The sequence below is a fragment of the Gemmatimonadaceae bacterium genome (assembly GCA_016720905.1).
Taxonomy (GTDB): Bacteria; Gemmatimonadota; Gemmatimonadetes; order Gemmatimonadales; family Gemmatimonadaceae; genus Gemmatimonas.
On record JADKJT010000016.1, the window covers coordinates 107,893 to 122,477 of the forward strand.

General features: G+C 63.2%; 5 protein-coding genes and 1 pseudogene. 4 read left to right on the forward strand and 2 right to left on the reverse strand.

Annotated features, from left to right (window positions below):
• Positions 1 to 11 precede the first annotated feature (11 nt).
• Positions 12 to 2,843 carry a sulfide/dihydroorotate dehydrogenase-like FAD/NAD-binding protein gene (locus tag IPP90_13820; GenBank protein MBL0171773.1) on the reverse strand — a complete coding sequence of 944 codons (2,832 nt, stop codon included), beginning with the start codon at positions 2,841 to 2,843 and terminating at the stop codon, positions 12 to 14.
• A pseudogene (locus IPP90_13825) lies at positions 2,840 to 7,857 on the reverse strand (2-oxoacid:acceptor oxidoreductase family protein). Before IPP90_13825 ends, IPP90_13820 begins: the two are co-directional and overlap by 4 nt.
• A 269-nt stretch (positions 7,858 to 8,126) precedes the next feature.
• Between IPP90_13825 and IPP90_13830 the strand changes: the two are divergent.
• From IPP90_13830 to IPP90_13845, 4 genes are all read left to right on the forward strand, one after another.
• Complete coding sequence (locus IPP90_13830; protein ID MBL0171774.1) at positions 8,127 to 9,446, forward strand: alpha/beta fold hydrolase; 1,320 nt, start codon at positions 8,127 to 8,129, stop codon at positions 9,444 to 9,446.
• Positions 9,447 to 9,557: 111 nt separating this feature from the next.
• Positions 9,558 to 10,310, forward strand: coding sequence for an SDR family oxidoreductase (locus IPP90_13835; protein ID MBL0171775.1), 753 nt, complete (start codon positions 9,558 to 9,560; stop codon positions 10,308 to 10,310).
• A 38-nt stretch (positions 10,311 to 10,348) separates the two neighbouring features.
• On the forward strand, positions 10,349 to 11,584 hold the full coding sequence (locus IPP90_13840) for a dicarboxylate/amino acid:cation symporter (protein MBL0171776.1): 1,236 nt from the start codon (positions 10,349 to 10,351) through the stop codon (positions 11,582 to 11,584).
• Between the two features lie 305 nt (positions 11,585 to 11,889).
• Positions 11,890 to 14,574, forward strand: a complete 2,685-nt coding sequence (locus IPP90_13845; GenBank protein MBL0171777.1) for a hypothetical protein — start codon at positions 11,890 to 11,892, stop codon at positions 14,572 to 14,574.
• Positions 14,575 to 14,585 lie beyond the last annotated feature (11 nt).

Sequence of the window (14,585 nt, forward strand, 5' to 3'; positions counted from 1 at the left end):
AGCGGAGGGCGCTACACCAATCCGTGGGCGACCTTGCTGCGCTGCTCCTGCGCCTTGAAGGCACCAAAACGCGGTAGGAATTTGTCCCAGTCGATGATGTGCGCATCGATTTCGGGACCATCGATGCACGCATGTTTGCGCACCATCACGCCGTCAAGAATCACCGGCACCATGCAGGCACCGCACATGCCCGTCGCGTCCACCATGATCGAGTTGAGACTGGCAATGGTCCGCACACCATACGGTCGCGTGAGATCGCTCACCGCGCGCATCATGAGCGGCGGACCAATGGCCACCACCTCGGCGATCCGTCGACCCTTGCTCGTCACGTCCGCCTTCAGGATCTCGTCCAACGGTCCGGTGACGAAACCCTTCACCCCGAACGTGCCGTCATTCGACGTGTAGATCACGTCCAGTTGTTCGCCGTACTCTGCCTGGAGCCGCCCCACCCGCTCCTGCTCACCGGTCCAGAACAACAGGTTGGCCGAGCGGAAGCCGGCAATCAGTGTGACGTGATGGCCCATCCGCAGGTGCTCCCGCATGATCGGATACACGGGTGGCAGCCCCACGCCACCGGCCACGAACACGACCGTTTCATCGGCCGCATGCGCGTGCAGCTCGCTGGCGCGACCAAGCGGCCCGGCAATGCCGGCAAACGACTCGCCAACCGCCATCTTGTTCATCAGCATTGAGCTCGTACCCATCCCCTGAATCACGAGATCAATCGTGCCGGCCTCGGTGTCCCAATCGGCCAGCGTGAGTGGCACCAGTTCGCCGTCTTCCCACGCCAGTACGCGCACGAATTGACCAGCCTTCGCTGACGCCGCAATGAGCGGCGCGCGCACCGTGAACTCCACAATGCCACCGGCCAGGTCGACTTTGTTCACGATGGTCTGACTGGCCTGTCCGAGTTCGGTGTAGCGTGCTGCCCTTTCCACGCGCTCCTTGATCTCTTCAGCAGAGAAGGGAATCGCCCCGACAATCTCCCGCGCCGCGGCCTGTCCATCACCTGCCGCACGAATGGCCGTGGAACCGCCGCGCGCCGCATCGCCACCGGTGTACACGTCGGCAATCGACGTGCGCTGCGAGCCCGGCTCCAGTTCGATGGTGCCCCACTTCGACGTCTTGAGCCCCGGCTCCGCGTCGGTCATGATCGGGTTGGCCTTGTTGCCCAACGCCATGATCACCAGGTCCACCGGCACCCGCTCCGTGTTCCCTGTTGCGATCGGACTACGTCGACCGGTCTTGTCCGGCGGGCCGAGTTCGTTGACCTCGAGCACGGCATGACTGATGAAGTTCGTCACGGCATCGCCAATGAACTCGATTGGCGTGCGCAATGCCTTGAGCTGAATGCCTTCTTCCAGCGCGTGATGCAACTCCTCCTTGCGCGCCGGCATTTCCGACTGCGTACGACGATAGACAATCGTGACATTGGCGCCGAGTCGGCGTGCGGTCCGCGCGGCATCCATGGCCGTGTTGCCGCCGCCAATCACGAAGACTTCCTTGCCGTTGGTGTCGGGCAACGGCGTTTCGTACTTGTCGTCGATGGCGCGCATCAGATTCACGCGCGTCAGGAACTCATTCGCCGACATTACGCCCAGCAGGTGCTCGCCCGGCACATTCATGAACGTAGGCAAACCGGCGCCAGTGCCCACGAAGATCTTCCAGAAGCCCGCCGCCTTGAGGTCGTCCAGCGTAGCGGTCTTGCCCACCACGAAGTTGCGCACGAAACGACCGCCCAGCCGCGTGATCTTGTTGACCACGTCGTCAATCAGTTCGTTGGGCAGCCGGAATTCAGGAATGCCGTAGCGCAGCACACCGCCCAGCTCATGAAACGCCTCGAACACGGTGACGGGGAATCCTTCCACGGCCAGCAGATACGCGTTGATCAGCCCCGACGGGCCTGATCCCACCACCGCAATGGGTGGCTTGTCGCCGCGCACCCAGGGACTCACCACGCCGGCGAATCGCGGTGAGATGTCCGGGTTCACCAGTTTGTCGCGCTGCGGCAGATACCACTCCAGTTGACCAATCTCGATGGGTCGCTTGGTGTGCGCGCACACGCTCTGGCATTGCAACTCCTGCGGACACACGCGGCCGGTCACATTGGGAAGCGGGTTGCATCCCTCAATCAGCTCCAGCGCCTGCCGGAACTTGCCCTGACCCAGCAAGTCCAGCATCTCGGGAATGTGGATCTTGACCGGACAGCCGCCCTTGGGCTCGGGTTTGCCATGCACCAGGACACCCAGTTCGCATGGCCGATCCTGACACTGCTTGTCCCGCAGCACTTCAAGCCACACGAACAGCTCGACCTCGCGCGCCGAGTAGCCCACGTTCATGTAGCCCAGATAGCCCTGATTCACCAGCTCAAAGTCGTGTGAACGCTGTTCGGCGGGACGGATGTATGGTGGAATGTAGGCATCGCTTGGCCAACCCACCGACAGTCCTTTGAACATCGGGTACCGATCCGACAGATGCTCGTCGATGGCCTTGATGAACTTGCGCTTGAACTTGAGCGGCATTGCCCACAAAAAGCGCAACAGGATGGTGCTCATCTCATCGTCGCGCACCAGCAGGTTCCAGATGGTGCTCGTGAATGCCGCGCCCAGCGCATCCTGCTGGAATTCCCACGCAATGGCCTGCACGCCGTCGGCCACAAACATGCTGCGCAGCGACGTCGGGTCGGCCAGCAGTCGCTTCTTCAGCAACTCGATCTGCTTCTGGAAGAGGCTGACGGCATCGGTATGCTCAAGCTCTTCCAGCTGGCTGCGCGTCGCCTCCAGCGTGCGCGTGCTCTGCGCATACTGTTCCAGCTCGTCCTGCACCGGCAGCACTCGGCTCATCGAATGATCTCCGAATCGCAATTGGCGGCCACGCGGGCGACACGCGCAACAAGGTCGGGCGTGATGGTGACCCTCGAAAGCGCGCCCGGAATCATATGCGCGACGTCCTTGGTGACTCCGTCAACCACAATGCGGGTCTTCTCGAACAACTCGCTTACTTCCTGATAGCAAGTCTTGCAGTTGGTGCAGAGCGCCACGTCTTCGTCGCGTAGCATGGGCAAGCCGGCCACGCCCGCCGCCGTGCTCGCCGATGCGGTCGGCACCGCGGCTACCGCCACCGCACCGGCGGCGGCAGTTGTCGCTCCGGCCATCGCGCGGCTTCCGCCAAAGGGCGATAACGCCGCCGCCAAACTGCCAGCCGGCGCGCTGGACGCCGCCGCCAGTTCACTCATCGCGCGCGCGATCACATCCAGTGACGACTCACGCTGCACGACCGATTCCTGATACCGCTGCTGCAGCGCCGCGACTTCCACGTGATGCGCCGCATCCAACTTCTCCACCTGACGTCCCGCCAGAATCTGCAGCGTGCGCCAGTACTTCCGGCGCTCTTCCACCAGGTGAACGATTGTGTTGGAGACCTCCATGCGAATCAGCTGCTTCTCATCGTCCGTCGCGAACACGAACGGCGTCTTGCCAACCCGATCCAGCGCCGACAGCGTGACGTATTCGTGAATAGGCACCGCACGCGCACCTGGTGACAGCAGGCGGAATTGCTTCCGGAAGCGCGTTTCCTCCTGTGCAAACGTGGCCGGGGTGAGTGGCACCGGCAGCAACTTGGTTTCGCCGTTCTCGACGTACTCGAGCGAACTGGTGGTCCAGTCCTGATCGAGGTCCGGGTTGCCTTCCAGCGAAAAGCGCCCGTACAAATCGTTCCCGCGACGCGGGTCGTGCACGAACACCGGATTCATGCGGCTTTCCACGGCGAGTCGCGACCGTTGGCTCGCCGCCGCGTCGGCAATGCCGTGCTCGGCCTGACAAGGCGTATAGACGTCCAGCACGGCCGGTGATGCGGAGTAATTGAGATACTCCATCACGTTCTTCAGGAAATGCCCCTGCAGCGACGTGGACGTTTGCACGACAAATACGTTCGGATGGAACGCGGCGATCAGCCCGAGTTCCTTGCGATCTTCCTGCTTGCCCGCATGTGCGGCGCCAAAGCGTGTCAGATCGGAGTCCTGCCCCGTGAGGCTGGCGGTCGACGTCTGTCCACCGGTGTTGGAGTACACACCGGTGTTGAGCACCACCACCTTGATCGGCGTACTGGTGGTGAGTAGCCGAGACAGTGCGCCAAAGCCAATGTCGTACGTGGCGCCGTCGCCACCCATGCTGACAACAGTTGGCAGCAGCGCCAACTCCTGCGGCGTGAACTGATTCCAACCAAAGAAGCGCAGCGCCTGGTCGTGTACCGTCGGATCGTAGGCGTTGTCGAGTTCCAACCGCGCGACGCGCAGCGCCTTGATGTCGTCCAGGGCGGCCGCCGCTATGCCTTCGAACAGCCCCTTCGCCACTGCCGGTGTGTCCTGGAACAGACTGTTCACCCACGGATCGTTGTACGGATTGAATGGGAACGTCGAGGCATACACACTGCTGCACCCGGTGGCATTGGCGATCACCGCCGACGCGGGACCGTTGCCTGTGGGTCCGCTTTCCAGCAGGTAGAGCCGCTTCTCCAGGGTCTCGATGGCGCGTGCAATGCGCTCCGCACGCGTGGGGTCATCGAGCACCGTCGGTCGTTTCGCATGCAGTCGGCCAATCAGGGCATCCAGCTCGCGGATGTGTTCCTTGCGGCGCTTGGCGTGGATGGCGTGGTTGAGCGAGGTGACGAGGCGAATGGCCGTGACTTCACCGCAGCCGCGACAGGCGCCATGCCCGCCGGTGGTGGCATAGTAGTTGGCGCGCGCCAGCATCATGCGTTTGATGTCGCCGCCTTCCTTGACGGCGGTGTCGACGAAGCGGGTGGGCGTGTCGGCGGTCTGGCTCAGGAATTCAAAGCGCGCCTGCAGCGTTTCAAGGATCGTGGCGTCCTGCACGCGCGGCTGCAGGGCACCCGGGCCGCACACGTCGATGCACTCCATGCAGCCACTGCACTTCCACGGGTCGATGGCCAGCGAGAAGAGACCGCCGGCACCCGCCTTTTCCTTCTCCATGGCGTCGAAGAACGGTCGAGTGCGCGCCACTGGATATGTCGACAGCACGTCAACCAGTCGGCCGAGATTGCGCTTGAGCGTGGGACTGTCGTCGGTATCGACGCTGGCCGCCGCCTCAGCAACGGCCGCATGCAACGGCCGAGTGTCCTTGCTGGCGCGGTAGAGCTCACGCACCGCCGCGCTCAATCCATGCACCTGTTCGCGCAGGGCTATGCGCTGCGGCTCGGCTATGTCCAGCTGTTTGATACCCGTCAGCAGCAGGTCGTGAATGTCGTGCACCGTATTGGGGATGGCCGCATCGGGGCACACCAGCGTGCATTCCATGCACCCGGTGCATTGATCGGCCAGGAACTCCGGGACTTCGCGTCGGAACAGGCCCTTGTCCTTCCAGGCGGCGCTGCCGGCCGGGATGAACATTCCCGTGCCAGGCAGCACCGGCGATTCGCCAATGGTGCCATCGCGGAATGGCGCACCGATCATCTGTTCGTAGTAGTCGGGGTCGAACATCCCCTCATTGGGCGCGCATCCGTTGTGACGACACATGCCCGCCGAGATGGCGATGGTGCGGCGCGCCTTCGTGGCCACCTGCGTTTCGAGCTCAGCGAATTCGGGTGCGTCGTACTCCACGCGCTGCACGGCCTCCAGCCCTTCTGCCATCACGGAGAGGTTGCCTTCCACCACCGCGCCGCCTTTGGACCCGAACTTCTTGGAGATCTGTTTGCGGATCTTGTCGAGCAACACGTCGCGTGGTGCGTCCGCTGCAATGCGGTCCACATGGCCGCACACTGCGCCAATGAACGCGATCCCCATCATGCGGGTCTCAAGTTCGGGCGTGGGCGCATGGCGCTTGGCCACCGCAAAGCCGTCGAGAATGAAGAAGCGGATGTGTCGCGCACGAATAGTCTTGCGCGCCTGCTCGGGCAGTTCCTTCCACACCTCAATCGGCGACAACGTGGACTGCAACACGAACGTGCCGCCGTCAATCAGGCCGCGCAGCGGATTGGTGTGACTAAACACTTTGTGATCGGGTGAGATCACAATCTCCACGTCTTCCAGTTCCGCATTGGTGAGCTTCACCAATTCCGGACTGAGCGTGATGTAATAGTTGGTGGGGCACCGCTCTTTTCCGAGCCGTACTTGGGCGCGGCTTTCGAATGCAGATCCAGCGCGCCGGCCAGAATGTCGGTGATGAGTTTGCCCGTGGCGATGGTGCCATAGCCTCCCACCGAATGGAACCGAATACGAAACGCCTCCGGCGGCAGCAGTCGCGGATTGGGCTCCGTTTCCAGTGCCATGAGTTCCGTTTCCGGATACGCGACTCGCAACCGGTCTTGCAACGCGGCCAACGACGGCGACGGGTTCTTGGCAAAGAACTGCGAACCCAGATACACGAAGGGCGCGTTGGTGGTCTCCATGTTCTTGTAGGCCGCCACCAGATGGCGCGGCTGCAAGTCATGCGCGCCCAGTCCGAAAATGGCCGTCGTCATCTTGGGCAGTGTTTCAATGACGGGAATGCCCGGATGACGAATGCCGCTGGCATTCTCTACGCCCTTGAAGAGGGCCTGCGTAACCAGACTGGCCAGCGCCGTCACATCCGACCGTTCCAGCACGGTAACCGCCTTCTTGCCGCGCAGTGCTTCCACCAACTCCGCTTCGGGAAACGGCTGCAGCAACTTCACCGAGACCACGCCCACCTTCTTCCCCTGACTGCGCAGATAGGTGGCCACGGCCTCGGCATCGTCCGTGACGGAACCCAAACCTACCAATACCGTTTCGGCGTCGTCGCACAGAAACGTGTTGATCGGCTTGTACGTGCGTCCGGTCAACTGTGCGTACTCGGCCATGGCCTCGCGCACGAAATGCGGCACTTCGCTGACGAAGTGCGTGCGATGGTCTACCGAGCCGGCCTGGAAGTCCGCCTGATTCTGGACGCCGCCGGTGAGTCCGGGGTTGTTGATGTCCACCAGCGCCGGCACGCGCTGCCGGGTGCCCTTCTCGAAGGCATTGATCCACTGGCGTTTCCAAGGCGCCTGCAACTCCTCCGGACTCCACGCCAGCGTGGCGTCAATGCCGGCGCCCGTGTTGTCGCGCTCGATGGCGTCCGCGTTGGAGACCAGGTGCACAAGAATCTGCTCGTAGTGGCCCGGCGCGAGATCGGCGCGATGCCGGCCCAGGTATTGCTCCAACTGGTACACTCGTCCCTTGGCGCCAAACAGCATTTCCTGTGCCACCGTCGGCGCCTTCATGCGACCTGACGGATCACCGAGAAAGACGCGCAGCAACTCGGGCTCGGGCATGAGCGCTTCGCTCATCATGTGACTGGTGGCGAACCCGTCCATGGCGTTTGCCACCGGAATCAGTGACGTGGCGCTGACCTTGTATGAGATCGCCGCGAGATCGGCCGCTTCCTGCGGGTTGGAGCCAAACAGGATGGTGTAACCCGACTGCAGCAGCGCGTACACGTCATCGTGGCCGGCCATCACGTTCAGCGAGTGTTTGGACACCACGCGCGCGGCAACCTGCAGCACAAATCCGCCCACCTTCTTGCCCACGGTGACGTAGTGCGATTCCATTCCGTAGAGAATGCCCTGGCTGGACGAGGCATTCGATACATACTTGCCACCGGTCAGGGCCGCGCCCAGGGCGCCACTCTGCGCGGAATGTTCACCTTCCGGTTCGAAGAAGAACGGGTGCTTGCCCCACACGTTGCAGCCGCCGGCGGCGCGGAACGCCTCGAAGAGCTCGGAAATTTCGGTAGAGGGGGTGATCGGATACCCGATGACGCCGCCACATACATGCCCCATCACTTCGGCTACGGCACCGTTGCCGTGGATGACCGTTTCGATGCCGGGGAATCGCACACTCATAAGTCGTATCCGTGTCGAGGATTGTGTAATTACGATTCACGTATGCGCTGTGCGCGCAGCGCCGCAATAGGGCGAATTCCTGAGACGCGATGGCATTGTGATGACGATCATCGGTCTGGAGTTTCCGACAAAATCATGCGGATTCCTGGTTTGTCGGGTGTTCCCTGATGGATCGTACGAGTCGTCGTCGCACGTTATAGCGACGAGCCCGGCAGCACCCTGCCGATGTCCGGTTGCGTCCCGTTCCCGCCTCTCACTTCGGGGAGCCTGTGCAGCGCGTCATTCGTCGCATCGGCGCGTTGGTTGGTGCGCTTGCCGTTGCCATCATGGTCTTCGTGGTCGCCGCCTCACTCGACCTGGGCGTGCTGCCGCTGGCGGTGATGGCCCTGGCCGCATTTCTGGTGAGCGGATACGCTCTGCTGCGGTTCAGCCTGCGCTTTGACACGTCGCCGGCAGTGCAGGGCGACCGGCGCGTTCCGGTGTGGCGATGGCTGGTTGGCGGTGCGGCGGCATACGCCATGGCCGCACAGTTGCTGGTGGGCACGGCTCCGTCTCACGATGTGGTGGCCCCGACGCCGACGCCCGACACGAAGTTCTGGACCCTGGGCAATGGGTCGCGTATCGCGTACGAGGTAGCGCCCGCAACGGGCGCGTCGCGGCACGCGCCCATCGTGGTGCTGCATGACGGTCCGGGAATGCCGGTGCTGCCGTTCCTGCATGCGCTGGGAAAGCGCCCGCTGGACTTCGTGCGTGACGACGGATACGACGTGTACTACTACGACCAATTGGGCGCCGGGTTGTCCGGACGTATCGACCTGACCGCCGCACCACCGTACACAGTGGCCCGTCACGTTGCCGATCTTGAGGAGATTCGGCGAACGCTCAACGTCCCGAAGATGGTCCTGTTTGGCACCGGATGGGGAGCGACGCTCGCGGTCGACTATCTGGCTGAGCACGCCGAGCACGTGGAGAAGCTGATTCTCGAATCACCGGTGGCCGTGTGGGCGCCGGCGTGGCCCGACCAGATCAGCCCGACGGCACGTGCGAAGATGACGGACGTGCAGGCGTCCGCGCTGGCGGCGTTGCAGCGTCCGCCGCTTCGTCTGGTGCTCGGCCGCATGATGGCTGACTTCAGTCCGCGCGCTGCGCACACCTTCATTGCGGATTGGGAGGGTGATCAGTGGTGGACGAAAACGACGGAAGAGTCCATCCGACTGGGTCAGCCCAACTACACCTGTCATACTGATCCGGGACAAGGTATTCCGGTGCCCTCGGGGTTGGGGTTCTTCGCCAACAGCTACACACTGGCCGACGCGGTGCGTCGACCTGATATCCGTCCGACACTCGCCAAAATCCCCACCAGCGCGCTGATCCTGCGCGGGACGTGCGACTACACCGATTGGCGCGTGTCGACGGAATACCTGCGCCTGTTGTCTGGCGCGCACTACGTGGCAATCCCGGCGGCAGGTCATTTCATCTGGCTTGAGCAGGAGTCGATGTTCGCCGAAGTCGTGCGTGCGTACTTGCGCGGTGAGGCCCTGCCCCTTGAGGCCTATGACCCCGCGCATCGGATGCCTCTACCGCGATAGCACGCGGGCGAGCGGGCCGCCTAGCGTGGACAGTTCGTGTCTGAGAAGGCAAGTTGTCGGTCCCGCCTCTTGGCCAACAGCCGCCCCCTACCGGACAGGATCCAGAGCCCATTGCCCCCGCTTGCAGACTTCCAGGGACGCGTGGCGATCATCACCGGTGCGGCGCGCGGCCTTGGTCGCGCCGCCGCAGAACGCTTGCTCGATCGTGGCGCATCGGTTGCGGTCAACGTGCGCGAGCACGCGCGGGCCCAGGCGGTGGCCACCGCGCTCGGTGATCGAGCGTTTGCCGTGGCCGGCGACATTACCGCTGACGGCATGCCGAAGGACATTGTGGCGCGCACCGTGGCGCACTTTGGTCGCGTGGACATCCTCGTCAATAACGCGGCGCTGGCACGATCCACACGCTTCGACGACCTCACCGCCGATGAGTGGCGAACCGCCATGGAAGTAAATCTGACGGCGCCATTTCTGCTCATGAAGGCGGCGCTGCCAACCATGAAGGCCCAGCAGTACGGGCGCGTGGTGAACGTGTCGTCAACGGCTGGACGTATGGTGAGTACGTTGGGTGGAGCGCACTACACGGCGTCCAAGACCGGCTTGCTTGGCCTCACACGCGCCGCCGCGAAAGAACTGGGCCCGTTTGGCATCACCGTGAATGCCATCTGTCCGGGGATGATCGACACCGAGCTGACGCGCGAGTATGCCACGCGCGAACGGTTGGAGCAGCTGGCGGCGGGCTTCCCGGTGCCGCGCTTGGGAACGGCCAGTGAAGTGGCCGATTTGATCTGCTTCATTGCGTCCGAAGCGGCCGGCTACATGACCGGCACGGCGCTCGACATCAACGGTGGCGATCTGATGATGTAGCATGCATCGTCACCGGAAATGAATCCCAATCAAAACGCATGAACGAAAACACGCGGGTTCTGTTGTCGCTGGGGCTGGCCATAGCGATCGGCATGGCAATCGGGGCGACTGGCCATGTCGCGCTCCAGAATGCAGCCGACGCGGTCGGGCCGCTGGGGACGCTGTGGGTGAACGCCATCCGGATGACCGTCATTCCGCTGGTGGTGTCGTTGCTGATCACCGGGGTCGCGTCCACCTCGGACGTGAGCGCGATCGGTCGCCTGGGCAAGCGCATTCTGGTGGTATTCGTCGCCCTGCTGGCCGGCACGGCGGCGCTCGTCATGCCTCTGGCGCCGCTGCTCTTCTCGGTATTGCCCAGCGCCGCGGCGTCGCGGCCCTCGCTGCCGCCCGGCGCCACCGAAGCCGCCAGTCAATTGGTGTCCGGTGGTCAAAGCCAGACGGCGGGCGCCTGGCTGGTCTCGTTGATTCCTTCCAATCCGATCGCCGCGGCGGCGAGCGGAGCCATGTTGCCCCTGATCATCTTCACCCTGTTGTTTGCCCTGGCCATCGTGCGGGGCACGGCCGAGTCACGCGAACGCCTCTTGCAGTTCTTCGGCGCCATCGCCGATGCCATGCTGCTGCTGGTGCGCTGGGTCGTGCTGCTGGCACCTATCGGCGTGTTTGCCCTGGTGTTGCCGCTGGCGGTGCATGCCGGTGCTCAATTGGCGGGCGCGATCGGCTTCTACATCGCGGCGTACTCCGTGATGTGCGCAATCTGTGTGGTGCTGCTGTATCCCGTCGCGGCGTTTTTCGGGCACGTGCCGGTGCGCGCCTATGCCCGGGCGCTGTTGCCGGCGCAACTCATTGCGCTGAGCTCCAGCTCGTCCATTGCCGCTCTGCCCGCGCTGGTCGAAAGCGCGGACCATCTTGGCCTGTCAAAGCGCGTCACGGGATTTGTGCTGCCGCTGACCGTTTCCACATTCAAGATTGCTGCGCCGGTATCCTGGACCCTTGGTGCGCTGTTTGTGGGGTGGTTTTTTGGTGTGCCGGTGCACGCACGCGAACTGGCGACCATTGCGTTTGCGGCGGTCTTTCTGTCCTTCGGCGTACCCGGTGTGCCGCGCGGCGCCTTTATCATGCTCACCCCGTTGTTTCAGGCTATCGGTTTGCCCATTGAAGGCATCGGCATTCTGATTGCGGTGGATGCCATTCCGGATACTCTGGCGACGGCCTTGAACGTTTCGGGATATATGGCGGCGACGACCATCGTGGCCAGCGGGGAAACCACCGTCTGAACGTGGCGGGCACGACTTAAAATATTGAACCGCAGGGGACGCCGAGGGCGCAGAGGGTGAATAGCGACTCACGCAGAGAGCATGAACCGCCAAGTGCGCCAAGTTCGCGAAGGTGTACCTCCCGGTCCTTTGCGTCCTTCGCGTTCTTCGCGGTCAAACCCGTTGGCCTCTTCCACAGGTGCGTCCCCTGCGTCCCCTGCGGTTCAATGTCTTTGCTGAATCGCGCGGAAGAAGAGAGATTGCAGGAGCAAGAGCCCCGCGCTGTACTGGCGGGTCCCGTCGAGCCACCATCTGGAGCGTTCAGTATGTTGCACATCAGCATTCGTTGCGCGTTGACCACGTGCGTTGCCGCTGCAGGACTCGCCATGCCGCTCGCGCGCACCGCCGCGCAGGCGGGCCCTGTTCCGACACCCGAATCGGTGCTCGGATTTCCCGTCGGCGCCGACTTCAAGCTGGTCACGTACGACGAATCCATTCGCTACTTCCAGCGACTCGCCGCCACCAGCAACCGCATCAAGCTGCTCGATGTGGGCAAGACGTCCACGGGCCATGACTGGACGCTGGCCATCATCTCGTCGCCCGAGAATCTCGCCAATCTCGACCGACTGCGCGACATCGCGCAAAAGCTGGCACATCCGGCCGGACTCACCGACGAACAAGCGCGAGCACTGGCCAGGGAAGGGAAGGCGTTCGTGGATATCAGCGGGGGACTGCACGCCTCGGAGATCGCGGGTTCACAGCACACCATTCAGCTGGCCTACGACCTCCTGTCGCGCAACGACGACAAGACCAGGGCCATCCTCGGCAGCACGGTACTGATGCTGTGGCCCTCCATCAATCCCGATGGGCAGAACATCGTGGCCAACTGGTATCGCAAGAACGTGGGCACGCCGTACGAGGTGTCGCCGCTGGACGAGCTGTACCAGAAGTACATCGGGCACGACAACAACCGCGACGGCTACATGTTGAACGTGGTGGAGTCGCGCGTGGTGGCCCGCACGTGGCGTCAGTGGGAACCCCAGATCATCTACGTCCAGCACCAGACGGCGCCATTTCCCACGCGTATCTGGTTGCCGCCGTTTGCGGAACCCATTGCCCCGCGCGTGGCGGGGCTGATGTCGCGCGAAGTGAACACGATTGGCATGACCATCGCGCAGGCGCTGGAAACCAACGGGCAGATTGGCGCCACGCACATGGGGAAGGGGTTCGACGCCTGGTACCCCGGATATATCGACTACATGCCCATGCTCCAGAACATCGCGTCGTTTTGGACCGAAACCGCGCTGTTCAATTACGCCACGCCCAAGTTCTATACGGTTGACGAGTTCCCGCCTGAGTACAGAGATCTGCGGCCGCAGTCGTTGTATGCGAGCCCCTGGCCCGGTGGCTGGTGGCACCTGAAGGATGCCATGGACTACATGGAAACGGCGTCCATCGCAGTCCTCGACTATGCGACCAAGTATCGCGAGGAACTGCTGTGGAATCGGTATCAGGCGGGACGGAACGCCATCGCACGCTACGGCAAGGAGCCGCCGTATGCCTACATCGTGCCGCAGACACAGCGCGATCCTGGTGCGGCCGCCGAGTTGCTCAGGCGGCTGGCGTTCCTGGGTGTCCGGATCTCCGATCTGTCGCGCGATGCAGTGCACGCGGGGACAAAGTATCCAAAGGGTACGTGGGTGATTCCCATGGACCAGGAGTACGCCGAGTTGGTCCGGCAGTTGTTTGAAAAGCAGGAATATCCCGACTTGAAAGACGATGACGGCGGACCGGAGCCGCCGTATGACGCAGCCGGATGGACGCTGCCATACCAAATGGATGTGCGGGTGCTCGAGGCGCGGGTGCCGCTCACCACAGACTTTCGGGCGGCCATGCAGGCCGTACAGGGCAAGACCGTAGAGCTATCGCTGCCCAGTGCACCGTTCGCCACCAACGCCATGGCGGCCGGCATCTCGCCGCCACCAGCACGCATAACCGGTGTTGGCACCGCACTGGCCGTCGACCCCGCACAGAACGACGCATTCCGACTGGTGAATCGGGCGTTGGCAGAAGGCGGTGCTGTACGCGTTGGCGGCGGTCGGTACGTCGTGTCGGGCGTGCCAACCTCCAGGTTGGAGGGATGGGCCACTGAGTTGTCACTACGGGCCGAACGTCGTGCCGGGTCTGATCCGGCGGGCGCGGCTGTCCGTTCGCGCGTGGCCCTGTACAAGTCGTTGTCACCCAGCATGGACGAAGGCTGGACCGAGTGGTTGCTCGACCAGTACGAGTTCAAGTACACGGTGATTACCAATACCGATTTCGCAGCCGGTGATCTGGGGGCACGGTTTGATGTGATCCTGTTCGCCTCGGATCGCGCGCGCACCATCACCGACGGTTTCGGCAAGGGCCGTGTGCCGCCAGCGATGGATGGTGGCCTGGGCACCGAGGGTGTTCGCGCACTCGACGAATTCGTGCGGAAAGGGGGGACCATGGTGGCGATCAACAGCAGCGCAGTGTTCGCGATTGATGCGCTGCACTTGCCCGTCAAGAACAGCGTCAAGGGGGTGGCGTCGAAGGATTTCTTTGCCAGCGGCTCCATCCTCGAAGTGACGACCGACCCAGCGCACCCCATGATGGCGGGCATGCCGGAGCGTGCCAAGGTGTTCGTGGATCAGAGCCCGGTGTTCAGCGCACTCGACGGATTTGAAGGCAGTGTGTTGGCGCGATACGCCAAGGAAGGATCGCCGTTGCTGTCTGGGTATCTGCTGGGTGAGAAGTACTTGCAGGGCAACGCCGCGGCGATGGACGTGAAGCACGAGCGAGGCCATGTGGTGCTGATTGGCTTCCGCCCGCAGTGGCGCGGGCAACCGTTCGGCACCTTCCGCGTGATGTTCAACGCGGCGTTCTATAGCCGCGAGGTGGCGGAGATGGTCAAGTCGCCGCCGAGGGGTGGCGGGGCGGCAAAAGGGACGGCATCCACGGCCGTGCAGCCGGGGAAGAAGGTACCGTGACCGACGTCATA

What these genes read in the sequence shown, in the direction of transcription:
- IPP90_13820 (MBL0171773.1), bottom strand. Translation starts at nt 2,843, where the DNA reads ATGAGCCGAGTGCTGCCGGTGCAGGACGAGCTGGAACAGTATGCGCAG.
- IPP90_13840 (MBL0171776.1), top strand. Translation starts at nt 10,349, where the DNA reads ATGAACGAAAACACGCGGGTTCTGTTGTCGCTGGGGCTGGCCATAGCG.
- IPP90_13845 (MBL0171777.1), top strand. Translation starts at nt 11,890, where the DNA reads ATGTTGCACATCAGCATTCGTTGCGCGTTGACCACGTGCGTTGCCGCT.